Origin of the sequence: Curtobacterium sp. Leaf261 (assembly GCF_001422205.1) — a bacterium.
GTDB lineage: Bacteria > Actinomycetota > Actinomycetes > Actinomycetales > Microbacteriaceae > Curtobacterium.
In genome coordinates this window covers 526,861-550,081 of record NZ_LMMJ01000007.1, presented here as the reverse complement: position 1 = coordinate 550,081, position 23,221 = coordinate 526,861, and the positions used below count along the sequence as shown (strand labels likewise).

Sequence of the window (23,221 nt, the reverse complement as noted above, 5' to 3'; positions counted from 1 at the left end):
GATGATGGCGGACCGCGCCCGAGTCTCCCCTGTGGAGAGTCCGGACGTGACGATCGAACGACGGATACCGTCTCCAGAGGGAACACCAACACGAAAGCAGGCATCCATGCGCAACCGCGTCGTCCTCATCGCCATCGTCGGCTTCATCGCCTTCGTCCTCGGCACCCGCTCGAACCGCCCGGTCATCAAGAACCACAAGGGGGAGTCGGCTCGTCAGCAGGCGGAGCGCCTCTGGAAGGACCCGAAGGCCCGCAAGCAGCGCGCGAAGCTGAAGAAGAAGGCCCAGAAGGCGATCGCCAAGCGCACACACTGACCTCCCGGCGCGTCCTGCGCCGACGTGGGTGTTGGCGCAGCCAGTGCCGCGGTCGGCGGAGCCAGCACTGCTGTCGGCTCAGCCGATGTGCGCGATCCGGACGTCGACCCGCGTCAGGGGCAGTCCTCGATCCGTCATGAACGCCTCGATGGCGTCGTGCACGGCGCGGGCCACCTCGGGCGCGGGTCGACCGTGTTCCGTCGCGATGGACACCGACACGACGTCGTCGTCCGCCACCCGGATCCTCGGCGGCAGTGAGACACCGCCCGTCGTCACAAGTTCGCGGGCCATCGACGCGGCCTCGCCGATCGCCGGGGCCGAGCCGTACAGGCGACCGACCCCGGGCACACCGGCGATGATCTTCTCGAGCTCCGATGCGAGTGACTGGTCGCTCATGCGTCCTCCGCGTTCGTCGGTCCGGTCTGGTCCGGGGGTTCGATCTGCTCGACCGTGCCGCCCTGCTCTGTCGCGCTGATCTCCGGCGCGACCGGCGCCCGATCGAGCAGCACGTCGCGGATCTCGACGTCGATCGCCTCGACGACGAGTTCGGTGTGCTCGAGCAGTTCGTGCGTCACGGCGGTCCGGAGGCGGTCGACGGCCTCGTGGATCGGGTTGCCCCAGAGGACGCTCGCGGTGATCCGCACCCGGATGGGTTCGCCGACCACGGTCACGTCACCCTCGAGGGCACACCTGCCGATGAGCAGACCGTCGACCGTGTCGCCCGCCCGGCGCAGGAGCGACCGGACGGTGCCCTCGGTGATGACGCCGTGCTGGGTCGGAGCCGTCGACCGGAACGGGATGTCCCGGCCGGCCCGGGCCTCCATCGAGATGTTCGAGAGGATCCGTCCCACCCAGCTGTCGTCCGCCGGCGCCTCGTCGAGCGCGGCGGCGTCGAGCGAGCCGCGCGAGGCCGCCCGGACGCGTGCGATGGCGGCGAGTGCGTTCTGGCAGACGGGGGAGTCGTCGATGCTCGGGTCGGCCGGGAGCATCCCGGCGTCCAGGTAGTCGGTGAGCTCGTCGACCGTGTGCCCGTCGAGGAGCGCCGGGTCGAGGTCGTCCTCGAGCAGGAGACCGTCGTCCGGCTCGACGACGACCGCGCGGGCGGCGTCCGCACGCTGGCCGTCCGCACGCTGGCCGTCCGGGCGCATGGCGTCCGGCCGCTGGACGTCTGGGCGGTCCGAGTCGCTCGGCGAGATCGGGTTCATCGCCAATCCTCCATCTGCCTGATCATGTTCTTCCGGGCGCGTGAGAGCAGCCCACGCACCGTCGACACCGGCAGGTCGAGCTCGTCGGCGATCTCGTCGTAGGACAAGCCGACGACCTCCTTGAGCATCCAACAGCGCCGCTGGGGTTCGGGGAGTTCGGCGAGCGCGAGGTCCGCCGCGTGCTCGCGGGACCTGGCCTCGACGATCCGCTCCGGTGTGGTCCCGTCGTCCGCCGCGGGGTCGACGTCGTCGACGTCGTCGTGGATGCGCCGTGCGCGGATGCGGTCGATGCCCCGGTGACTCGCGATCCGGGTGAGCCAGGACTTGACCTTCGTGGCGTCCGCGAGCGAGTCGAGCCGTTCCCACGCCGTGATGAAGGTGTCCTGGACGACGTCGTCGACCTCGTTGCCGGATCCGAGGGTCCGTCGGGCGACGGCACGGAGCAGCGGGGTGTACCGGCGGATCAACACCTCGAACGCGCGGACGTCGCCGTCTGCGGCACGCTCCGCGAGGGTCGCGTCGTCCGCGTCCTCGAGGCCGATCCGTCGGAGCTGCACGTACACCATGCCTGCCTACTCCACCCCGCCTGAACCGAGCATCCCTCGTGCCGTCGCCACGAGCGGGGTCGGCGCGACCGGTGGCGCCACGTACCGGGTCATCGCGCGCCAGGTCATCGCGCGCCAGGTCATCGCGCGTCGGGTCATCGCGCGTCGACGATGCGGATCAGCGCGGCTCGGAGAGCGTCGTCCTCCGGCACCACGGTGCGCTCGAGGCGGTGCGCCGACTCCCAGGCGGAGCGCCCGGTCCCGGTGATCGTCACCACACGCCGTCGACGGTCGTCGGCGTCCTGGCGTCGCTCGACGAACCCGTCGCGCTCCATCCGGTCGAGCGTCCGCGACATCGTCTGCGGCTGGACGCGCACCTGCTTCGCGAGGGCGTCGGGGTTCGCCGGTCCGTCGGTGGCCAGGTGGTGGAGCACGACGACGGCCGCGTGGGTCAACCCGATGTCCCGCAGCCGCTCGTCCCACCGGCGCTCGATGATCCGGGCCGCGGTGCTGAGGAGCCGTCCGGTCGGCCAGTCGCCGGGCTCGAACGCGACCGCACCCGTGCCGTCCCGGTCTCCTGCCATGCGCCGATCCTACGGCGCACGGCGCGGTGCGCAGCGGACGGGAGGCACGGGTCGGACTGGCACCGTCCCTCCAGGCCGGCGGGTCGACACGTCCGGCAGGTCGGGGTCAGCCGAGACCCGCCACGAGGTTGATCACCGTCGCGATGATCCCCGTCCCGAACAGGAACGACAGGAGTGCGTGCCGCAGCGTCGTCGACCGGATCCGGCTCGTCGAGATGTTCGTGTCCGACACCTGGTAGGTCATGCCGACCGTCACCGCGAAGTAGGCGAAGTCCGAGTACCGCGGGCGCTCGTCCTGGTTGAAGTCGATGCCACCGGGGGTCCCGCTGTAGTACAGCTCGGCGTACCGCAGCGTGAAGAGGGTCTGCACGAGGAACCAGGACAGCCCCACGCTGACGACCCCGAACGCCGCCGCAGCGTCCTGCCGCCACCCGTGCAGGGACTGCGCGTGCACGAGCACCACCGCGATGGCGACGACCGAGGCGAGCGCGGCGAGCACCAGGAGGATGTCGCTCACCGTGCGGTGCGGGTCCTCGCGGGTGGCGATCCGGGCCGTCCGCTCCGGGTCCGCGCGGAGGATCACGGGCCACATGGTCCCGACGTACACCGCGCAGGCGGCCGCCCACCCCGCCGACGCCGCCCAGACCGGCTCCCCGAGGAGGACCGCGGCCACCGCGACGACGACCCCGACGACGAGGGTGAGGACGAGCCGGAGTCGGTAGCGGCGCGATCGGCGGTGCGGGGTGGCGTCGGGCATGGAGCCAAGGATCCCGCACGACGCTGCCGGAAGCGCGGCGCGGCGCACGACCGGGAACCGACCTGTCCGAACCCGAAGGCGCCGCCGACGCCCGGGCCGGGCTTCCTCAGAGGATCCTCGGAACGCGACCGACAGACTGCCGGGATGGCTTCGCACAGCACCGGGACCCGCGCCTCGAACCGCGCCGTGGGCGCCGCCTCGACCCGCGCCGGGGGCGCCACCTCGACCCGTGCCGGGTCCGACCGCGCGCGCGGGGTGCTCGCAGCACCGCGGCACTGGGTCGTGCCCGTCATCGTCCTCTGGGTGCTGACCTTCGGGCTCGGGTTCGCAGTCCGTGGCGCCACGGGGCTCCTCGACGCGCAGCTCGGCCTCGACCGTCTGCTCAACGCCGCACACACCCCGGTGGCCGACGCCGTCGCGATCGCACTCGACAGCCTCGACAGGATCCCCGTCGTCGGTGCGTGCCTCGTCGTGCTCGTCGTGGTCGGCGGGCTCCTCCGCGGATGGCTCCGTGCGATCGGTGCGGGGGTGGCGTCCGGAGCCGGCTGGCTGTTCTGCCTGGTGCCGAAGCAACTCGTGCACGAGACCCGGCCCGCCGCGGACACCCTCGCGCACCACGTCGACGCCGGGCGTGCCACCCTGAGCTACCCCAGCGGGCACACCGTGTTCGCGGTGACGCTCGTCGTCGCGGTCCTCGCGCTGACCACGAGCGCCGGGCAGCGCTGGGTGGTCGGAGTCGTCGGGGCGGTCTTCGTGCTCGTGGTCGCCTGGGCCCGGCTCTACGTCGGTGCGCACTGGCCGACGGACGTGCTCGGGGCGCTCCTCGCCGGGGTCGCGGGTGCGCTGCTCGTCATCGGGGTGTGGAACGCGGTCGTGCCGCGGGTGCTCGACCGCCGCTGAGCGTGCCTCACGGCCGACGGCGTCCCGTGCCAGGCTCGGGGGATGACGACGAACCCGAGCGACAGCACCCCGTTGGAGTTCACCGACTACGACACCCGCCTCGGCGCCTACGGCGTGGTCGTCGACGAGCAGGACCGCGTGCTCCTGGCCCGCTGGAACGCACCCTCCGGTGACATGTGGATCCTGCCGGGCGGCGGTGTCGAGTTCGGCGAGAGCCCCGAGGCGGGACTGATCCGGGAGTTCGAGGAGGAGACCGGCTACGACGTCGAGTGCGGCGCACTCCTGGCCGTGCGGACGAACACCATCACGGCGGATCAGCGGTTCGTCGCCACCGATCGGCCGATGCGCACCGTGCAGGTGTTCTACACGGCGCGGATCCTCGGGGGGACGCTCCGGGACGAGGTCGGCGGGAGCACCGACGCCGCCGCGTGGTTCCCGGTCGCGGAGCTCGCCTCCGTCCGGCACGCGCAGAACGTCGAACAGGTGCTCGAACTCGCCGGTGCCACCGCTGCTGCCCGGGGCGGCGCGAGTCCGGGACCCGCGGTCAGTCCCCCGCGATGACGCTCAGCACGTTCCCCGACGGATCGGTGAACCACGCGATGAGCGGCCCGCCCCTGCGGTTCACGCCCTTGTCGTCGGTCATGCCCTCGTAGTGCAGGAACGTGACGCCCTTCGCCGCGAGCTCGTCCACGGCGGCGTCGACGTCCGGCACGGGGAAGTTCAGCACGGTGAAGCCCGCAGGTTCGTGCGTCGGCCCCTTCGGGTAGACGAGCACCCCGTGCCCGCCGCCGAGGTCGATCGTCAGCATGCCGTGGTCCTCCCGCACGGGGAGTCCGAGCACGTCCGTGTAGAACGCCTTCGCCTCCGGCACGTCCCGCACCGAGAACCCGCTGAACGCCTTCGTCGCATCGACCATGCGCCACAGTGTCCTCCTCGGCTGGCGCCGCCGCCAGCCCCGTCCCCGTCCCGCCCCCGCCGAGAGGGCGCACCTGCGACGCCTCGAGTGGCCAGGGGTCCCGAACGCGACTTCTCGGGGTCGGACTGGCACGATGGCCTCGTGCCTACACCGATCAGCGTCGACGCTGCGGTCGAGCGGGCGCTCGCGCTGACCCGCGGGGCGGCCGGGAGGGTCGTGCTCGGCATCACCGGCAGCCCCGGCTCCGGCAAGTCCACACTCGCGCGCCGCGTGGTCGCCGCGGTCACGGCGGAGCTCGGCCCCGCCGTCGCGGTGCAGGTCCCGATGGACGGGTTCCACCTCGCGAACGGATCGCTCGAGGCGCTCGGCCGCAGAGGACGCAAGGGAGCCATCGACACCTTCGACGCCGAGGGGTACGTCGCGCTCGTCCGGAGGCTCGCCGCCGCCTCGGAGCCCGTCACGTGGGCGCCGGACTTCGACCGCCGCGTCGACGAGCCGGTCGCGGGCAGCATCGCCGTTCCGCGGCGGACCCGGCTCGTGGTGACGGAGGGCAACTACCTGCTCGACGCGACGGACCCGTGGGACGCGCTCCCGGGCCTCCTGGCCGAGTCCTGGTTCTGCCGGGCCGCACCCGACGTCCGCGTCGACCGACTCGTGGGGCGGCACATGCGGCACGGCCGCGACTTCGCGGCCGCGCGCGCGTGGGCCGTCGACGTCGACGGCAGCAACGCGGACCGGGTCGAGCCGACCGCAGACCGCGCCACCGTCGTGGTCCTGACCTGAACCCGCGATTCCTGTAACCCGACCTGGAGGTTTCCCATGACCATCGCCATCACCGGCGCGACCGGCAACATCGGCGGCGCCGTCGCCCGGGCGCTCGCCGCGTCGGGTCTGCCGTTCCGCATGATCGTCCGTGACGCCAGCCGCGCTCCGGTGCTGCCGGACACCGAGGTCGTCGAGGCGACGTTCGCCGATCGGGAGGCTGCGAGCCGGGCCCTCGGCGGTGTCGACCTGCTCCTCATGGTGTCCGGGGCCGAGGCGGAGGACCGGCTCGACCAGCACCGGACGTTCGTGTCCGCGGCCGCGGAGGCCGGGGTCTCGCACGTGGTCTACACGTCGTTCGCCGGGGCCGCCCCCGACGCGACGTTCACCCTCGGGCGCGACCACTTCGCGACCGAGCAGGCGATCCGGGACTCCGGGATGCACCACACCTTCCTCCGCGACTCGTTCTACCTGGACTTCGTCGAGGACCTCGTCGGCGAGGACGGCGTGATCCGCGGGCCGGCCGGGGACGGTGCCATGGCGGCGGTCGCACGCGCCGATGTGGCGGCAGTCGCGGCGACGGTGCTCCGGGACCACGCGGCGCACCTCGACGTGACGTACGACCTGACGGGCCCGGCGGCGATCACCCTCACGGAGGCGGCAGCGGTCGTGTCCGAGGTCCGGGGTCGGCAGGTCACCTACCGCCCCGAGACCCTCGACGAGGCGTACGCGTCACGGGCTCGGTGGAACCCCGAGCCGTGGCAGGCGGACGCGTGGGTGAGCACCTACACCGCGATCGCGGAAGGGGCGCTCGCCGAGGTGTCCGGCGATGTCGAGCGGGTCATCGGCCGGCCACCGATGTCGCTGCGCGAGGTGCTCGCCGCGGGGTGAGCGTCGGGCCCTTGCGTCGGGCTCGGGCGCTCGCGTCGAGCTCGGGGTCAGTCGACGTCGCGTGCGGAGATCGACCCGACGACCCCGAGCACCAGCACCGACACCACGACCGCCACGAGCGGCAGCGTCCAGGACCCCGTCGCCTCGTGCAGGGTGCCGACGACGAGCGGGCCGGCGGACCCGAGCAGGTACCCGCCGCCCTGCACGAACGCCGACATCCGCCGGGCGTCGCCGTCGTTCGTCACGAGTCGGACGATCACGATGAACACGATGGTGATCCCGCCACCCTGCGCCGCCCCTCCGAAGATCGACCAGAGGAGCCACAGGTGCGGCGCGACGAGCAGTCCGACGGGCATCGCGAGCCAGAAGACGCTGATGAGCATGATGATCCGGCGCGGCCGCCACCGCCCGGCGAGGATCGGCACCCCGAGTGCCCCGACGACCGCGAGGATCTGGAACACCGCCGAGCTCGCACCGGCCGACGCGGTGTCGAAGCCGATCTCGTCGTGCAGGAGGGTCGGGATCCACGCGGTCAGCCCGTAGTACGAGAACGCCTGGCCGGCGAACGCGAGCGTCAGCCCCCACGCGACGAGTCGTCGCGCGGGCCTGGGTGCCGGTCGCCCGGTGTCCGTCCGACGGCGGACCTCGGCGGGGTCGAGCACCTGGTCGATCGGTCCCGTCACCGGCAGCGGTTCCCTGGTCACACCGCTGTCGGCGTGGCCGAGCGGTCCGAGGAACGCTGCCCGCAGGCCGACGGCGCGCGACCAGGCCACGGCGGCGATGACCACGAACCCGCCCCAGATCGCGATCGCGAGCGGCCACCCCCAGACGGCGGCGATCGGAGCGGTCGCGAGCGACGTGGTCATCGACCCGATGTTGAGCGCCGACGTGTAGACGCCGGTGACGATGCCGACCCGCTCGGGTGGTGAGTCCCGCCGGATGACGACCGGGATCACCACGTTCCCGATCGTGATGGCGACACCGATGACGATCGTGCCGACGACGAGTGCGGTCGCGGTGCCGGTCGACCGGACGACCGTCCCGATGAGCACCCCGACGAGCGACGCCGTGACCGCGCGTTCCGGGTCGAGCCGGCCGATGAGCCACGACGCGAACGGGGTGGCGAGCGCGAAGCAGAGGACCGGGATGGTGGTCAGCAGCCCGGCGACCGTCGACGAGATGCCGAGGTCGGCTCGGACGTCGCCGATCACCGGGGCCGTCGCGACGATGGGCCCGCGGTAGTTGAGCGCGATGAGGACGATCGCGGCGGGCAGCAGCCAGCCGGCGTTCCTCGCGACCGTGCGGACCGCGCTCACGGCAGCCGGATCGGCAGCAGGATCGGCAGCAGGTCGAGCGGGGTCGCGGCGCTGGCGATCGTGCCGGCGGACTCGGACGGGGCGCCGTAGCCCCACTCGGCGAACACGGTCGGGACACCGTGCACCGCCGCGCCCTCGACGTCGTGCAGCCGATCACCGACGAGGACCGGTCGCGACACGTCGTGGCCGGCGTCGGCGAGGCGTCGGAGTGCCTCCGCGACGACGTCGGCCTTGGCGCTCCGGACCTCGTCGTCGCTCGCGCCGGTGATGAAGTCGAGGTACTGCGTGAACCGGTAGTGCTCGAGGATGTAGGTCGCCGGCGTCTCGGGCTTGCTCGTCGCGGTGGACAGCGGGACCCCGGCGTCGTGCAGGGTGCGGAGGACCTCGCCCATGCCCGGGAAGGGCCGGGAGTCCAGCGCACCGTGCGCCAGGTAGTGCTCCCGGTAGACGGTGAGGGTCCGTTCGGCGAGGGCCTCGTCCATGCCCATCGCCTGCCGGAACGTGTCGAGGATGGGGGGTCCGACGAAGGAGAGCAGCGTCGCGGGCGGGGGGACCGGGACCCCGAGCTCGCGGAACGTGTACGTCAGGCTCTCGGTGATGCCCGGGGCGGAGTCGCTGATCGTGCCGTCGAGGTCGAAGAGGATCACGCTGAAGGGGCTCGTTGACATCGGGGCCAGCCTACCGGGCGGCGCCCCGCCGGACGGGAGGGACGGGTCGGCCCCGCACCGTCCCTCCCGTCCGCCTGCGGAACCGGGCGGGAGGTGTCAGGCCTTCGTCGGTCCGTAGAACGACGAGACCTCGTCGAGCTCCATCTCTGCCGTCTGCTGGATGAGTGCCAGCAGGTCCTTGTCGAGTCCGGGCGCGAACTCCTCGAGCCGTTCGTCGGAGATGTACGACGGCACGCCGGCCGGTGCCTGCTCGGTCGCGGTCAGGTCCGTGCCGTCCTTCGACGGGGAGGCCCCGCGGAAGATCTTGCCCGCCTCGGACTTGCCGTCGAGGTCGAAGCTGTACTGCTTGCTCTGCAGACCCAGGTCGACGAGCGCCTTGACCTCCGGGAACTGCTCCGCGTTCGTCTTGGGGATCGGCAGGAGTGTCTTCCAGTCGACGCCGAGCGTCTCGAGCGCCTTCGCGTAGGCGTTCTCGTGGGCCTGGTCGCGGACGATCAGGTACGCGAGTGTCGCCCGTGCCGTCGGGTTGTCCGTCATCTGGTAGATCCGGCACTTCTGCAGGCGGCCCGTCGACTCGAGCATCAGGTCGTACAGCAGGTCGAGGGGCAGGTTCCCGGAGTTGTAGACGTACGAACCGCTCCAGGGGTTGCCCGCCGAGTCGACGGGCAGGGCGCCCTGGGCCCCGACGAGGTAGTGGTGGATGTTGCCGGTGTCGAGGGCGATGTGCAGGGGTGTCGCCCCACCCGCCCCCGGGGTGTCGAGCGGGTCGGTGAGCTTGCCGGAGTACTCCGGGGCACCGTCGAGGAGGTGCGAGATGGTCGTGCCGATGAGCTCGACGTGGCTGATCTCCTCGGTCCCGACGCCCTGGATGAGGTCACGGTAGGGCTTCGCGGCCGGTCCGCGGAAGTTCATCGACTGGAAGAGGTACTGCATCATCGTGCGCATCTCGCCGAACTGACCGCCGAGTCCCTCCTGCAGCGCGTTCGCGGCTGCGGGGTCCGGCTCGCCGGTGGCGATGTCGTTGATCCAGGTCTGTGCGTGGAAGTACATGTGAGCCTCCTGGGCTGCAGGCAGCGGATGCCGCCGCGGCTCACCATGCTCGGGGGGTGCTGGGTGCGCTGATCCTTCGTCCGGTGGGCGCAGTTCCGGGGTGGTGGTGCGGCGGCGGGCGCGTGCCGGGGTGGTGCGGTGGCGGGCGCACGCCGGCGGGGCGGGCCGCAGCCGTGCCTCCAGGCCGTACGTGCGACTGTCGCTTTCACGGGAAAGCGACCGATCGGGCGGGAACCACGGGCGGATCCGTCGCTTTGGGGGGAGAGCGACGAACTCGTTCGCGCGCGCGGACGCGCCGAGCGCTCAGAACAGGCGGGTGTGCCCGCCCTCGATGCCCCGCATCGCGTCGTAGTCGAGCACCAGGACGCGGATGCCGCGGTCCTCGGCGAGGGTCCTCGCCTGCGGGGCGAACGTCTGTGCGGCGAGGACGCCCTGCACGGGCCGGAGCAACGGATCGCGGTTCATCAGCTCGAGGTAGCGCGTCAGCTGCTCGACCGCGTCGATGTTCGCGTTCCGCTTCATCTCCACTGCCACGCTCGCGCCGCCGCCGTCCCGCGCGAGGATGTCGACCGGACCGATCGCCGTCATGTACTCGCGCCGGACGAGGGTGTGCCCGTCCCCGAGGAGCGCGATCTGCTCGGCGAGGAGCTGCTGCAGGTGCGCCTCGACCCCGTCCTTGACGAGCCCGGGATCGACGCCCAGGTCGTGCGAGGTGTCCGAGAAGACCTCGTGCACGGAGACGATGAGCCGGTCCTGGGTCTTCTTCTGCGTGACCGTCCAGACCTCGGTGATCCCCGCCGCGGTCTGGTCGTCGTCCGGCTCGCCGATGCTGATCGTGCAGGGCGGACTCATCCAGTTGAGCGGCTTGTAGCTGCCGCCGTCCGAGTGCACCAGCAGGCTGCCGTCCGCCTTCAGCATGAGGAGCCTGGTGGCGAGGGGGAGGTGGGCCGACAGACGCCCCGCGTAGTCCACGGAGCAGCGGGCGATGACGAGACGCACGCCCTGGAGCCTACCGGCGGTCGGCCGACGCCCGGGCCTCGGCGGCCGCTGTCGCATCGGTCTGCGGGGACACGGTCGCCGGGTCGGCGGTCGTGTCCGTTCCGTCCGGCGCGGCGCCGGTCCCGGATCCGGACTGGAGGCCCGGCTGGCGTCCGCCCCGCCGGTCCGGTTCGCGGGCCGCCCCGGACACGATCCCCGCGACGATGATGAACACGAAGACCAGGAGGAGCGCGCGCAGCAGGCCGAACCCCTCGCCGAGGAACCCGATGAGCGGGGGACCCGCCAGGAACGCCACGTACCCGATCGTCGCGACCGCGCTGACCCTCGCGGCGGCGGTCCTCGGGTCGTCGGCCGCGGCGGACATCCCGACCGGGAACCCGAGGGACGCGCCGACGCCCCAGAGGACCACCCCGACGATCGCCCACGGCACCGACGGGGTGAAGATGAGCAGGCCCATGCCGAGCACGGCGAGCAACGCACTGCCGCGGAGGACCGGCACCCGCCCGAACCGGTCGATGACGAACACCCCGCCGACGCGTCCGATGGTCATCGCCGCGACGAAGACCGTCAGCGTCAGGCTGCCGCCCGCGTTCGTGAGGCCGTGCCCGTCGACCATCGCGAGGGCGAGCCAGTCGTTCGCGGAACCCTCCGCGAGGGCCATGCCGAGGACGATGAGCCCGATGAGGATCGTCCCGGGAGACGTCCACACCGCCCAGCGCGACACCGCGACGGGCACGGGCGACGTGTCGGTCCCCACGGGGTCCGTCATCCGTTCCTCGCCGAAGGCACGGATCGCGACGACCATCGCGATGCTCACGAGCACGCCGATCACACCGAGGTGCAGGGCGACCGGGATGTCGAGGCGCTCGGCAAGGGAGCCGAGTGCCGCGCCGCCGAGGGTGCCGAGGCTGAACGCGGCGTGGAACAGCGGCATGATCGCCCGGCCGCCGGCACGTTCGGCAGCGGCACCGGAGACGTTCATCGAGACGTCGCACAGTCCGTTGCCGAACCCGAAGGCGATGAGGCACACCCAGATCACCCAGAAGCCCCAGCCGAGCGTGACCGCGAGGGACGCGGTGATCATGCCGACCACCAGGCACACGGCGGCGATCTCGACACCGCGCTTCGCGCCGAGCCTGGCCACGATGTGTCCGGCGACCGTGAGTCCCGCGATCGAGCCGATGGACATGCCGACGACGAGCAGGCCCATCTCGAGTGTGGAGGCGTGCAGGGAGTCCCGGACGCTCGGCACCCGTCCGAGCCAGGTCGCGATGTCGAGCCCGGAGAGCGTGAAGACGACGAAGACGGCGTTGCGCCAGGCCTTCGTGGTGGGTGCGGTCGCGGCGGGGGCGGTCCGTGCGGTGCTCATGGGGTGCGCCTCCTGGGACGTCGGTGTCTGGTGCTGGTCTCGGTGCTGGTGCCTGCGGTGGTGCTGGTGTGCACTGTCGAATCGATTCGATCGGGCGCGATGACTACGCTAACGACCCATGGACGATGCGGCAAGCGACACGAGGGACCGGCGACCGACCCTCGCCTCCGTGGCGCGTGCGGCCGGCGTCGCACCCTCGACGGCCTCGCTCGCCTTCAGCGGTGCGGGTCCGGTCGCGGAGGAGACGAAGGAACGGGTCCTCGCCATCGCCGCGGAACTCGGCTACGACGGTCCCGATCCCCGGGCACGGTCCCTCCGACGCGGGCGGTCCGGGGTCCTCGGGGTCGTGCTCGACGAGCGCCTCAGTGACGCCTTCCGGGACCCGGTGAACATCTCGACGCTCGACGGCATCGCCGAGGTCGCCGGAGCGGCCGGGGCGTCACTGCTGCTCGTGCGGAGTCCGCTCGACGGTGCGGAGGGCTTCGGACCCCTCGTCGACGCTCCCATGGACGCCGTGATCCTCATCGGGTGCAACGTCCGGATCGACGCCGCGGTGGCGGTCCTCCGGCGGCGACGGATCCCGGTCGTGGCGATCGAGGCCGACGGCATCGACGGCGCGGTGCCGATCCAGCTCGACAACTGCGATGCCTCCCGACGTGCGGCGGCGTACCTCCGGGACCTCGGGCACGACACGGCGACGATCGTGGCGCTCCCGCTCGACGCCGACCGGACGCGCGGCCCGGTGACCCCTGCGCAGGAGGCCGCATCGACCGCGTTCACGACGACCGAGCGGATCCGCGGGGTGCGAGCGGTGTTCCCGGACGCGGGCATCATCGCCACGGGCGGCAGCACGGTGGAGGAGGGACGGCTCGCGGGTGCGGCCCTGTTCGGTGCCGGAGGGGGGCGCGATGATGCGGCCGGTGCCGGTGCCGGTGCCGGTGCCGGTGCCGGTCCCGGTGCCGGTGCTGCTCGTCGGCCGACCGCGGTCGTCGCGCAGAGCGACCTGCTCGCCGTCGGGGTCATCTCCGCGGCCCTCGAGGTGGGACTCCGGGTGCCCGAGGACGTCAGCGTCGTCGGGTTCGACGGCATCCGCATCGACGACAGCCTGCTCCACCGCGCCCCGATCAGGACGCTGACCACGCTCGTGCAGCCCGCCGTGCAGAAGGGCCGGGCGGCGGCACGTGCGGCGCTGGCGATGCTCGAGGGCGCCGAGCCCGAGGCCGCGTCCTTCCACAGCGAGCTCCAGATCGGCGACACGGCCGGCCCGCCGCAGTCCCCGCCGCAGTCCACCCGCGAAACACCAGGTTGACCGGATCGCGCAGGGGTATTTCCCTGCGCGATCCGGCCAAGGTGGTGTCTTGCGGAGGAGCGCGCCGCCTCAGCCCCGGGCGACCGCCGCCGCGATCCACCCTCGTCGGTGCGCCCGGAGGCCGAGGGTCACCGCCCGGATCCCGATGTACCCGAACGAGAACACGGCCCACAGCATCACGAGCGAGCTCGTCCGGTCCGAGCCGGTGCTCACGAGCCACAGCAACGGCAGGTACACGACGAGGTTGATCCCGCCGGCGATCGCCAGGTACCGGGCGTCACCCGCTCCGATGAGCACACCGTCGAGCACGAACACGTACCCCGCGATCGGCAGCCCGGCCGCGATGACCACGAGCACCGTCGGCAGGAGGTCCAGGACGCGGTCGTCGTTCGAGAACACCGGACCGAGCACCCCGCTCACCGCGAGCGTCAGCAGACCGAGCCCGATGCCGCCGGCGACCCCGAGCACCACGAGCCGCGTCGTCACCAGCCGCACACGGTCGGGATCCCGTGCCCCGAGCGCGTGCCCGATGAGCGCCTGCCCCGCGATCGCCAGTGCGTCGAGGGCGAACGCGAGGGTCGAGAACACCGTCAGGGCGACCTGCGTCGTCGCGAGCGGAGCGATGCCGAGGCCAGCCGCGACCCCGACGGTGCCGAGCATCGCGATCCGGAGCGACGCCGTCCGGAGGAACAGCCACGCACCGCTCCGGAGCGCCCGTCCGACCCCGGAGAGCCCCGGCGCGAGCGGTGCGCCCGTCGCCCGTGCCGCGCGGACGGCGATGACGACGTAGACCCCGGCCATGGCCCACTGCACGACGACGGTGCCGGCCGCGGAACCCTCGATGCCCATCCCGAGTCCGTAGATGAACAGTGCGTTGAGGAGCCCGTTCGTCACGAAGCCGACGCTCGCGACGACGAGGGGTGTCCTGGTGTCCTGCAGTCCGCGGAGGAGTCCCGTCGACGCCATCACGACGAGGATGCCCGGCAGACCGAGGAGCGACACGAGGAGGTAGGCGCTCGCCGCGTCGGACACCTCCGGTGCAGCGCCGAACAGCTCGACGAGCGGGCGGGTGAGCGGCCATCCGACGAGCGCGAGGACGATCCCGAGCCCGAGTGCGAGCCACATGCCGTCGAGACCGGCGTGCACCGCACCGCGTCGATCGCCTCCGCCGAGCGCCCGAGCGACCGCCGGGGTCGTCGAGTACGCCAGGAACACGAGCAGCCCGGTGACGGTCTGGAGGATCGCCGCCGCCACCCCGACGGCCGCGAGCGACGTCGCGCCGAGGTGTCCGACGAGCGCGGTGTCGGTGAGCAGGAAGAGCGGTTCGACGACGAGCGCGCCGAGCGCCGGCAGCGCGAGTCGCACGATGTCACGGTCGACGGGCGACAGGCCGAGCCAGCGCCGTGGTCGTGATGGCGCTCCGTCGACGGGTGCGCGCTCGCCGCGCGTTCGCCCGCCGCTTCGGACTGGAGGATCGGGTGGGGTGGCCGACATCGCCTCAGTCGGCGACGCGGTCGCGCCCGGCGCCCTCCGGCCCGACGCGGTCGCGGGGTGCGTCCCCGGCCGGGTCCGAGCCGTGCTGCACCCCGTGCGGCACGACGCCGCCCTCGGTGCCGCGTGCCCGTCCGATGAGGTCCATGAGGTGGTAGACGACGATGGCCGCCACGGTGCCGATGATGATGCCGCCGAACGTCGCGCCGCCGAACCCGAACGTGAAGTCGGCGATCCCCATGATGAGGGCGATGCCCGCCGTGAGCTGGTTCTTCGGCTTGGCGAAGTCGACGCGGTTCTCGACCCAGATCCGGATGCCGATCACGCCGATCAGCCCGTAGAGCGCCGTCGTGGCACCGCCGAGGACCCCAGCCGGGATCGTCGAGATGACGGCGCCGATCTTCGGGGAGAGCCCGAGGAGGATCGCCGCGATGCCCGCGACCCAGTACGCCGCGGTCGAGAACACGCGCGTGGCCGCCATCACCCCGATGTTCTCGCCGTAGGTCGTCGTCGCGGATCCGCCACCGATGCCGGCCAGCACGGTCGAGATGCCGTCGGCGAACAGGGCGCGACCGGTGAGCGGTGTCAGGTCACGCCCGGTGAGCTGCCCGACGCCCTTGACGTGTCCGACGTTCTCCGCGATGAGCGCGAGCACGACCGGCAGGAACCCGAGGTAGACGGCCAGCTGACCGCCGTCGAAGGCCGGGAGGGTGAACGTCGGCAGTCCGACCCAGGCCGCCTTGCCGACGGCGGAGAAGTCGACACCGCCGCCGATGATCGCCGCGAGGTACCCGACGACGACGCCGACCACGATCGACAGCCGGCCGATCATGCCCCGGAACACCACGGTGGTGAGCACGATCGCCGCGAGGGTGATGAGCGCGATGACGGGCTGCTTCAGGAAGTTGTCCTTGGCGGTCGGCGCGAGGTTGAAGCCGATCAGTGCGACGATCGCCCCGCTGACGACCGGGGGCATGAGGACGTCGATCCACCGGGACCCCGCGAGCCCGACGATCAGACCGACGATCGCGAGCAACCCGCCGACCACGATGATCCCGGAGAGCGCGAGCGGGATCCCGCCGATCTTGGTCGCCGCCGCGATCGGTGCCAGGAAGGCGAAGGAGGACCCGAGGTAGCTCGGCAGGCGGTTCTTCGTGATGAGCAGGAAGAGCAGCGTGCCGACGCCGCTGAAGAGCAGGGTCGTCGAGGGCGGGAAGCCCGTGATCAGCGGCACCAGGAACGTCGCGCCGAACATCGCGACGACGTGCTGGATGCCGAGGCCGACGGTGCGCCCCCAGCTGAGTCGTTCCTCGGGCAGCACGATCGCCGATGCCGAGACCGTCCTGCCGTCGCCGTGCAGTTTCCACCCGAGTGCCATGCCGGAACCCTATCGACGGACGCGGCTCCGCAGTGTCCCGGACCGGCCACCTGTGGACAGGACGCGTTCTGCACAGGCGACCCGGCCCTCCCGGCATTCCGTCGCACCCGGTGGCTATCGTTGTCCGCATGACGACCGACGCTGGCCCCACCCCGGGAACGACCCTCACCTCCGGCATCCACACCGACGAACTCGACGCCACGGTGCGCCCGCAGGACGACCTGTACCGGCACGTCAACGGCTCGTGGATCCGCTCGACGGAGATCCCGGACGACAAGGCGCGGTACGGGTCGTTCACGATCCTGGCCGAGGCTGCGGAAGAGGCTGTCCGCGACATCATCCTGCGCTCGCAGGAGGCCGACCAGGGCACCGAGGCCCGGAAGATCGGTGACGTCTACGCGAGCTTCATGGACGAGACCACGCTCGAGAACGTCGGCAGCGGGCCCATCGACCCCCTCCTCGGCGAGATCGACTCGATCACCGACCTCGGCCAGGTGCTGACGATGGCCGGTCGGTTCGAGCGGCTCGGCGTCTCGGGCTTCATCCAGCTCTTCGTCGACAACGACCCGGGTGACCCGGAGTCCTACGTCGTGTTCCTCGAGCAGTCCGGGCTCGGGCTCCCCGACGAGTCGTACTACCGCGAAGAACGGTTCGCGGACATCCGCGACAAGTACCGCGAGTTCGTCGCCGCGATGTTCCCGCTCGCCGGGTTCACCGAGAACGCCGTCCGGACCGAGCACGTGATCACGCTCGAGACGGCACTCGCCGCGGCCCACTGGGACAACGTCACGACCCGGGACAGCCAGAAGACCTACAACCGCATGCCGTGGGCGGATGCCGCTGCACTCGCACCTGGGGTCGACCTCGCGACCTGGGTCGCCGCCATCGACGCTCCGGCCGGGGCCTTCGACACCGTGGTCGTCCGCGAGCCGGACTTCCTCACCGGACTCGCCGAGCAGCTCACGAGCCAGCCGCTCGACGCCTGGAAGGACTGGCTGCGCTGGCAGGTCATCCGGTCGTCGGCCGCCTACCTGACGAGCGCGTTCTCGGCCACGAACTTCTCGTTCTACGGCACGGCCCTCACCGGCGCCCCGAAGCAGCGCGACCGCTGGAAGCGCGGTGTCTCGCTCGCGCAGGGCGCCCTCGGCGAGGCGATCGGCCGCATCTACGTGCAGGACCACTTCGATGAGTCATCGAAGGCGGCGATGGACGACCTGGTCGCGAACCTCGTCGAGGCCTACCGTCAGAGCATCTCCGGGCTCGACTGGATGACCGACGAGACCCGCGAGCGCGCCCTCGACAAGCTGTCGAAGTTCACGCCGAAGATCGGCTACCCGGACGTCTGGCGTGACTACTCGAAGCTGCAGCTGCGACCCGACGACCTCCTCGGGAACGTCCGGGCCGTGGCGTCGTTCGAGGTCGATCGCGAGCTCGGCAAGATCGGGTCGCCGATCGACCGCGACGAATGGTTCATGACCCCGCAGACGATCAACGCGTACTACAACCCAGGGTTCAACGAGATCGTGTTCCCCGCGGCGATCCTGCAGTCCCCGTTCTTCGACGCCACGCGCGACGCGGCCGCGAACTACGGCGCGATCGGTGCGGTCATCGGCCACGAGATCGGCCACGGGTTCGACGACCAGGGCTCGCAGTACGACGGTGACGGCCGCCTGCAGGACTGGTGGACCGAGGCGGACCGCGCGGCGTTCGAGGAGCGGACCAAGGCGCTCATCGCGCAGTACGACGCGCTGGTCCCGACCGAGACCCCGGACGACCACGTCAACGGTGCACTCACCATCGGCGAGAACATCGGTGACCTCGGTGGGCTCGCGATCGCCTGGAAGGCGTACCTGATCTCGCTCGACGGCCAGGAGCCGCCGGTGATCGACGGGCTGAGCGGCGCCGAGCGGTTCTTCCTGAGCTGGGCACAGGCGTGGCAGATGGCGATCCGTCCGGAGGAGGCCTCGCGGCTCCTGTCGATCGACCCGCACTCGCCGAACGAGTTCCGGTGCAACCAGATCGTCCGCAACATCGACGAGTTCTACGCCACGTTCGACGTCACCGAGAAGGACGCCCTCTGGCTGGACCCGGCGCAGCGAGTCACCATCTGGTGATGACCGAACCCGACGCATCTCCGCGACGACGACAGCGAGCGGTCTCGCGTGCCGCCGGTCGTCATCGCGGCGGTCTCGACGATGCCTTCTCGGGCACCGTCGAGGCGCTCGGCGCGCTGGCGTACGACGGGGCGAAGGTCAGCGCGTCGGTGGTGGACACGTCGACCGGGCACGCCGTGCTCGCGATCGACGACCGCGTGGTGCTGCCGGTCGCCGGGGTCGGGCGCCTGCTGCTGCTCATCGAGGTCGCGGCGCAACTCGAAGAGGGTGCGCTGCACGGTGACCGCCTCCAGCGCATGGCGCGCGACACCGCGACCGGTCCCGGGCTCTGGCAGTTCCTGCAGGAGCCGACGCTGCAGGTCTCCGACCTCGCCACACTCGTCGGTGCGACGGCCGATGCCTGGGCGACGAACGCGCTCCTCTCGACGGTCGGCATCGACGCCGTGCGGGTCCGCGCCGAGGGACTCGGCATCGACCGCAGCGCCGTGATCGACCGGGTGCGCGATCGACGAGGACCGGACGACGCCCCCGACTCCGCGGTCGCTGCGGTCCGGGAGCTCAGCTGGCTGATGCGGGGACTCGCCCTCGGGGACGTCGTCGACGATGCCACGAGCAACCGGGTCCTCGGCTGGCTGTCGCTCGGCATGGACATGTCACTCGTCGCGGGAGCCTTCGGGTTGGATCCGCTGGCGCATCGAGCCCTCGACCACGGGCTCCAGTCCGTCGCGGTCACGGGTTCGGGTCCCGGCGTCCGGAGCGAGACCGGGGTGCTCCGTGGGCCGGAACGGTCCGTCAGCTACGCGGTGTCGGTCTCCTTCGACGACGCGACCATGCACCAGCGGCTCGCGGTGATCGATGCGCTTCGCGCGATGGGCGCCGACATCCTGGACGCCGTCCACGCCTGACGCGGCACCGTGCACGCCCGCGACGACGCTGCCCGCGTCCGCGTCCGCGTCCGCCCCCGCGCCCGCGCCCGCGCCCGCGCCCGCTCCCACTCCCGCGTCCACTCCCGCGCTCGCCCGCACAGCCCGCCGCCGACGCAACACCCCCGACGCCAGCGCGATCCCGACGAGGACCACCGCCCCGCCGACCGGTTCGTTCCATCGCACGTGCTCCCCGAGCACCGCCACGCCGAGCGCGACCCCGACGACGGGCGTCAGGTACGTCACGGTGGACGACCGCGCAGCACCCCACGCCTGCACGAGCCGCGTGTTCCAGATGAACGCGACCCCGGTCCCGACGCAACCGAGCGCGAGCATCGCAGCCACGATCCTCCAGTCCAGATCCACCGGACCGCGGGCGGCGAACGGGGCGACCACGAGCATCAGTCCCGCAGCGAGCGTCAGCTGCACCGCCGACAGGGTCGGTGCGTCGTGCCCGCTCCCGGCGACGAACCGGCGGAGGTACGCGGTCGCGAAGCCGTAGCAGGCGGTCATCCCGACGAGCGCGAGCTGCCCGGGCAGCGTCGTCAGCACGCCGGTGTCGCCGAGCACGTCCCACGGTCCCACGAGCACGAGCACGCCGGCGATCCCGACGCCGATGCCGACGAGCTGTCGGCGCTGGATGCGGTCGGACGGCACGATGAGCGGCAGTGCCAGGAGCGTCATGATCGGCGTGGTGGCGTTGTAGATGCTCGCGAGGCCACTCGGCACGGTCTGCTCTGCCCAGGCCACGAGGCTGAACGGAACCGCGTTCATGAACGTCGCGACCACGAGCATGTGCCCCCAGAGTCGTGGTTCCCGCGGCCACCGTCGCCGGGTGACGAGCAGGATCGTGACGAGCGTCACCGCGCCGAGCACGATGCGGGTGGTGGCGACCTGCTGCGAGGACAGCCCGACGAGCGCGACCTTCATGAACAGGAAGCTCGAGCCCCAGGTCAGCGCGAGCAACACGAACGCGACGAGGTCGTGTGGCCGTGGACGGGTGCCGTTCATGACGCTAGTGTCGGACCGTCCGCGGGCATGAGGCAAACGCATCACGCTCATCCCCACATGAACGACACGCATGCAGCCATGAAGGGGTCTCGTGAGCATCACCATCGCCCAGCTCCGCGCCCTCGTCGCGACCGTCGACCGCGGCTCGTTCACGCTGGCCGCAGCGGACCTCGGCGTCGGACAGTCCGCGGTGTCGCACGCGGTCGCCGGACTCGAACGCGAGGTTGGCGGCCCGGTCATCGAACGTCGCGGCCTCGCGGTCGCGACACCGCTCGGCGACGTCCTGCTCGGTCACGCCCGCAGCGTGCTCGCCTCCGTCGACGCGCTGGAGGCATCGGTGCGGCCCGCCTCGGCGCGCGGCACCGTGCGACTCGCGGCCGTACCGACGGTGTGCCAGGGCCTGCTCCCGAGACTCCGGTCGGTCTGGGCGACACGGTTGCCGGACGTCGACGTGCAGGTCTACGAGGGCGACGACGACGAGATGCCCGAGTGGCTCGAGAGCGGCACGGTGGACGTCGCGATCCTCGTCGACCCGGTTGCGGTACCCGACGGCGGCGTCGTGGTGGCCCGGGACGAGATGGCGGCCGTGGTCCGGTCCGACCATCCGCTCGCCGGGACCGAGGCGCTCACGCTCCAGGACCTCCACGACGACGGACTCGTCGCCGGCGGCGGTGGTTGCGAGCGTCAGATCGAGCGGATGCACGAGCTCGCCGGGATGCCGTTCACCTACGCACATCGGGTGCGTGACATGGGCACGGTGTTCGGGATGATCGAGCGCGGAGAGGGGGTCGCGATCGTGCCGACCCTCGGCAGGGTGATGCTGTCGGACCAGCTCGTGATGATGCCCGTGACGACCCATCTCGAGCGGACCCTCGTGCTCACAGGGCCGTCGGGGCGTCCGTGGCACCCGCTCGCGAGTGCGCTCGTCGCCGCCGCCACCTGACGACGGCCGGGCCTCAGCCCGCGGTCACCGCCCCCACGCTCAGGAGCGACACCGACGTGTCGTTGCACGCGACGTACCCCGTCGCAGCGATGAACATCGCCGTCTTCGAACCCGGGGGGTAGACGCGGAAGCCGTCCGCGTCGCGCGGCGAGCACTCCGCGTTCGAGAAGTTCCCGGCCTGGACGATCTTGAGCGGCACGGAGACGACCCCGCCTGGTGCGAGCGTCTGGGCGTCGTGCGCCGCGGACCGGTCGAGGGTCGCCGGGGAGCCGATCTGGGTCCCGTTGCCGCCTCCGACGAACGACACTCCCGGCCAGCCCTGCAGCGTGCAGTCGGTCGAGCCGGTGTTCGTGAACGTCAGGGTGATCTCGACGCTCCCCGCAGCACCGCCCCCGCCGGCCGCGGTCCCGCCGCGCAGCTGCTCGACGGCGCATCGCGTCCCGGCCTGGGTGCCCCCTCCGGTGTCCCCGCCGGCCGCATCGGTCGACGAGGCGCTCGGACTGGCGCTCGAGTCCCCGCCGGTGCTCGGGCTCGCCGTCGCGGTGGTCGTCTTCGTCGCGGTCGCGGTGACCGTCGCGGTGGGATCGTCGCTGCTCCCGCCACCGGCGCAGGCGGTGAGCGTGCCGAGGATCGCCACCCCGGCGACGACGAGTGCGAGGACCTGTTGCTTGCTGTGAGCCATGACATCAGGCAATCACGACTGCGATGCATCGGGGATGATCTTTACCGAATCGCAGCCGAGTCCCCTCCGAAGTCACTCGGAGGGATGACCCCGCTCGCGCGTCGACGACCGCACCGGGGCACACTGGTCTCGATGCGGTGTCGACGACGACCCCGCGCGACCCGGAGGGTGGACCCCATGGCTGGCAAGCACGAACAGGCACGCGGCGACGGCGCGCGCATGGACGGCATGACGTCGTCGAGCGGCGAGTTCGTCGACTCGGACATCCCCGGCGAGGAGCGCGCGGAGTCCCGCGAGCCCGTCGGCGAGTTCACCGGCAGCGACATCCCGGGCGAGACGGCCGAGGACAGCGCCCCTCGCGAGGGCGAGGGATCCTACGAGGACTCCGACATCCCGGGCGAGGCCGAGCCGAGGCCGGACGAGACGGTCGGCACGTTCACCGACTCCGACATCCCGGACGACGGAAGGTCCTGACGACCGAAGGTCCTGACGACCACACTTCCTGACGCACAGAGGGCGCGGACGCGCCGCGGGCGCATCACCGACGCACTGGAGGCACGCAGCCGTCCGCCCCGCCGGTCCGGCCTGCTCAGTCCACGAGTCCCGCGGCGACCAGCAGGCGGAGCGTCTCCACACCGGCCGGTGGACACCGGCTCGCATCCGCCGACGTGACCCATGCGGTCGAGTCCACCTCGGCGGACGCGACCGGCTCCTGACCGTGCACGGTGCCGCCCTCCCTGTCCGCATCCGGTCGGACCAGGAAGAGGTCCATCCGCACCACGGTGCCGGGCGCCTGGTCGTGCGCGAGCTCCGTCACGGTGCCGAACGCGACCACGTCGGCGGGCGTCAGTCGGATCGCGGTCTCCTCACGGGCCTCCCGGACGACCGCGTCGACCGCGGTCTCGCCGCGCTCCCGCTTGCCGCCCGGCAGGTAGAGGACGTCGCGGCCACGGCTCCGGACCATCAGGACGCGTCGGTCCCGGACGAGCAGGAGGCCGCTGACCAGGATGGTCCGCGCCGCATCATCGGCCAGCGCCGCATCATCGGCCGGCGTCGCGTCATCGGCCGGCGGCGTGATGTCGCTCGGCATCCGAT

26 protein-coding genes and 1 pseudogene are annotated in these 23,221 nt (G+C 71.8%); 10 read left to right on the top strand and 17 right to left on the bottom strand.

Annotated elements, in window-relative coordinates:
* Positions 1-106 precede the first annotated feature (106 nt).
* Positions 107-313, top strand: a complete 207-nt coding sequence (locus ASF23_RS07960; protein ID WP_055951372.1) for a hypothetical protein — start codon at positions 107-109, stop codon at positions 311-313.
* 78 nt (positions 314-391) lie between these two features.
* Here ASF23_RS07960 and ASF23_RS07955 read toward each other — a convergent pair whose 3' ends face one another.
* From ASF23_RS07955 to ASF23_RS07935, 6 genes are all read right to left on the bottom strand, one after another.
* Positions 392-709, bottom strand: a complete 318-nt coding sequence (locus ASF23_RS07955) for a hypothetical protein (RefSeq protein WP_055951369.1) — start codon at positions 707-709, stop codon at positions 392-394.
* Positions 706-1,518: an Asp23/Gls24 family envelope stress response protein gene (locus ASF23_RS07950; RefSeq protein WP_200919324.1), complete on the bottom strand. Its 813-nt coding sequence runs from the start codon at positions 1,516-1,518 to the stop codon at positions 706-708. The genes ASF23_RS07955 and ASF23_RS07950 overlap by 4 nt, the downstream gene beginning before the upstream one ends.
* Positions 1,515-2,084 carry an RNA polymerase sigma factor gene (locus tag ASF23_RS07945; protein WP_055951366.1) on the bottom strand — a complete coding sequence of 190 codons (570 nt, stop codon included), beginning with the start codon at positions 2,082-2,084 and terminating at the stop codon, positions 1,515-1,517. The genes ASF23_RS07950 and ASF23_RS07945 overlap by 4 nt, the downstream gene beginning before the upstream one ends.
* Before the next feature lie 6 nt (positions 2,085-2,090).
* A complete protein-coding gene (locus ASF23_RS18950) occupies positions 2,091-2,222 on the bottom strand; it encodes a hypothetical protein (protein WP_268750847.1) in 132 nt (43 codons plus the stop codon).
* Entirely contained in the window at positions 2,219-2,647 is a 429-nt protein-coding gene (locus ASF23_RS07940; RefSeq protein WP_055951363.1) for a MarR family winged helix-turn-helix transcriptional regulator, read from the bottom strand. Before ASF23_RS07940 ends, ASF23_RS18950 begins: the two co-directional genes overlap by 4 nt.
* 106 nt (positions 2,648-2,753) lie before the next feature.
* Positions 2,754-3,404, bottom strand: a complete 651-nt coding sequence (locus tag ASF23_RS07935) for a DUF1345 domain-containing protein (protein WP_055951360.1) — start codon at positions 3,402-3,404, stop codon at positions 2,754-2,756.
* Between the two features lie 144 nt (positions 3,405-3,548).
* On the opposite strand from ASF23_RS07935, the gene ASF23_RS07930 reads away from it, so the two are divergent.
* Both ASF23_RS07930 and ASF23_RS07925 read left to right on the top strand, forming a co-directional pair.
* Positions 3,549-4,304: a phosphatase PAP2 family protein gene (locus ASF23_RS07930; protein WP_082473917.1), complete on the top strand. Its 756-nt coding sequence runs from the start codon at positions 3,549-3,551 to the stop codon at positions 4,302-4,304.
* Between the two features lie 42 nt (positions 4,305-4,346).
* A complete protein-coding gene (locus tag ASF23_RS07925) occupies positions 4,347-4,865 on the top strand; it encodes an NUDIX hydrolase (protein ID WP_156364351.1) in 519 nt (172 codons plus the stop codon).
* Here ASF23_RS07925 and ASF23_RS07920 read toward each other — a convergent pair.
* Positions 4,849-5,220, bottom strand: coding sequence for a VOC family protein (locus ASF23_RS07920; RefSeq protein WP_055951357.1), 372 nt, complete (start codon positions 5,218-5,220; stop codon positions 4,849-4,851). The two genes, ASF23_RS07925 and ASF23_RS07920, sit on opposite strands and share 17 nt — an antisense overlap.
* A 141-nt stretch (positions 5,221-5,361) precedes the next feature.
* On the opposite strand from ASF23_RS07920, the gene ASF23_RS07915 reads away from it, so the two are divergent.
* Together ASF23_RS07915 and ASF23_RS07910 are read left to right on the top strand one after the other, a co-directional pair.
* Positions 5,362-6,003 (top strand): nucleoside/nucleotide kinase family protein, encoded by a 642-nt coding sequence (locus ASF23_RS07915; protein ID WP_055951354.1) that lies wholly within the window; start codon positions 5,362-5,364, stop codon positions 6,001-6,003.
* Between the two features lie 36 nt (positions 6,004-6,039).
* Complete coding sequence (locus tag ASF23_RS07910; protein WP_055951351.1) at positions 6,040-6,873, top strand: SDR family oxidoreductase; 834 nt, start codon at positions 6,040-6,042, stop codon at positions 6,871-6,873.
* Between the two features lie 47 nt (positions 6,874-6,920).
* Here ASF23_RS07910 and ASF23_RS07905 read toward each other — a convergent pair whose 3' ends face one another.
* The 5 genes from ASF23_RS07905 to ASF23_RS07885 form a co-directional block, all read right to left on the bottom strand.
* The gene (locus tag ASF23_RS07905) at positions 6,921-8,189 is read right to left on the bottom strand and encodes an MFS transporter (RefSeq protein WP_055951349.1); all 1,269 of its coding nucleotides are present in this window, start codon (positions 8,187-8,189) and stop codon (positions 6,921-6,923) included.
* Positions 8,186-8,857 (bottom strand): HAD hydrolase-like protein, encoded by a 672-nt coding sequence (locus ASF23_RS07900; protein ID WP_055951346.1) that lies wholly within the window; start codon positions 8,855-8,857, stop codon positions 8,186-8,188. The genes ASF23_RS07905 and ASF23_RS07900 overlap by 4 nt, the downstream gene beginning before the upstream one ends.
* A 96-nt stretch (positions 8,858-8,953) precedes the next feature.
* A complete protein-coding gene (locus tag ASF23_RS07895) occupies positions 8,954-9,907 on the bottom strand; it encodes a manganese catalase family protein (RefSeq protein ID WP_055951343.1) in 954 nt (317 codons plus the stop codon).
* Between the two features lie 303 nt (positions 9,908-10,210).
* Positions 10,211-10,906 carry an endonuclease NucS gene (gene nucS, locus ASF23_RS07890; protein WP_055951670.1) on the bottom strand — a complete coding sequence of 232 codons (696 nt, stop codon included), beginning with the start codon at positions 10,904-10,906 and terminating at the stop codon, positions 10,211-10,213.
* 10 nt (positions 10,907-10,916) lie between these two features.
* On the bottom strand, positions 10,917-12,275 hold the full coding sequence (locus tag ASF23_RS07885; RefSeq protein ID WP_055951340.1) for an MFS transporter: 1,359 nt from the start codon (positions 12,273-12,275) through the stop codon (positions 10,917-10,919).
* A gap of 118 nt (positions 12,276-12,393) precedes the next feature.
* On the opposite strand from ASF23_RS07885, the gene ASF23_RS07880 reads away from it, so the two are divergent.
* Positions 12,394-13,584 carry a substrate-binding domain-containing protein gene (locus ASF23_RS07880; RefSeq protein WP_055951338.1) on the top strand — a complete coding sequence of 397 codons (1,191 nt, stop codon included), beginning with the start codon at positions 12,394-12,396 and terminating at the stop codon, positions 13,582-13,584.
* 69 nt (positions 13,585-13,653) lie between these two features.
* Here the strand turns inward: ASF23_RS07880 and ASF23_RS07875 are convergent, their stop codons facing one another.
* Positions 13,654-15,078 (bottom strand): MATE family efflux transporter, encoded by a 1,425-nt coding sequence (locus ASF23_RS07875; RefSeq protein WP_082473916.1) that lies wholly within the window; start codon positions 15,076-15,078, stop codon positions 13,654-13,656.
* Between the two features lie 4 nt (positions 15,079-15,082).
* Positions 15,083-16,453, bottom strand: a complete 1,371-nt coding sequence (locus ASF23_RS07870) for a uracil-xanthine permease family protein (protein WP_082473915.1) — start codon at positions 16,451-16,453, stop codon at positions 15,083-15,085.
* 128 nt (positions 16,454-16,581) lie between these two features.
* Here ASF23_RS07870 and ASF23_RS07865 point away from each other — a divergent pair, with 128 nt between their 5' ends.
* Together ASF23_RS07865 and ASF23_RS17800 are read left to right on the top strand one after the other, a co-directional pair.
* Positions 16,582-18,567 (top strand): M13 family metallopeptidase, encoded by a 1,986-nt coding sequence (locus ASF23_RS07865; protein WP_055951335.1) that lies wholly within the window; start codon positions 16,582-16,584, stop codon positions 18,565-18,567.
* A complete protein-coding gene (locus ASF23_RS17800) occupies positions 18,567-19,472 on the top strand; it encodes a serine hydrolase (RefSeq protein WP_082473914.1) in 906 nt (301 codons plus the stop codon). Before ASF23_RS07865 ends, ASF23_RS17800 begins: the two co-directional genes overlap by 1 nt.
* 156 nt (positions 19,473-19,628) lie before the next feature.
* On the opposite strand, the pseudogene ASF23_RS07855 reads toward ASF23_RS17800, so the two are convergent.
* A pseudogene (locus tag ASF23_RS07855) lies at positions 19,629-20,501 on the bottom strand (DMT family transporter); the annotation flags it as partial.
* Positions 20,502-20,592: 91 nt separating this feature from the next.
* On the opposite strand from ASF23_RS07855, the gene ASF23_RS07850 reads away from it, so the two are divergent.
* Positions 20,593-21,444, top strand: a complete 852-nt coding sequence (locus ASF23_RS07850; protein ID WP_055951330.1) for a LysR family transcriptional regulator — start codon at positions 20,593-20,595, stop codon at positions 21,442-21,444.
* Positions 21,445-21,457: 13 nt separating this feature from the next.
* On the opposite strand, the gene ASF23_RS07845 is transcribed toward ASF23_RS07850, so the two are convergent.
* The gene (locus ASF23_RS07845) at positions 21,458-22,126 is read right to left on the bottom strand and encodes a DUF4232 domain-containing protein (RefSeq protein WP_055951327.1); all 669 of its coding nucleotides are present in this window, start codon (positions 22,124-22,126) and stop codon (positions 21,458-21,460) included.
* A gap of 177 nt (positions 22,127-22,303) precedes the next feature.
* On the opposite strand from ASF23_RS07845, the gene ASF23_RS07840 reads away from it, so the two are divergent.
* Complete coding sequence (locus tag ASF23_RS07840; protein WP_055951324.1) at positions 22,304-22,600, top strand: hypothetical protein; 297 nt, start codon at positions 22,304-22,306, stop codon at positions 22,598-22,600.
* Positions 22,601-22,715: 115 nt separating this feature from the next.
* On the opposite strand, the gene ASF23_RS07835 is transcribed toward ASF23_RS07840, so the two are convergent.
* The gene (locus ASF23_RS07835; RefSeq protein WP_082473913.1) at positions 22,716-23,216 is read right to left on the bottom strand and encodes an NUDIX hydrolase; all 501 of its coding nucleotides are present in this window, start codon (positions 23,214-23,216) and stop codon (positions 22,716-22,718) included.
* Positions 23,217-23,221: the final 5 nt, after the last annotated feature.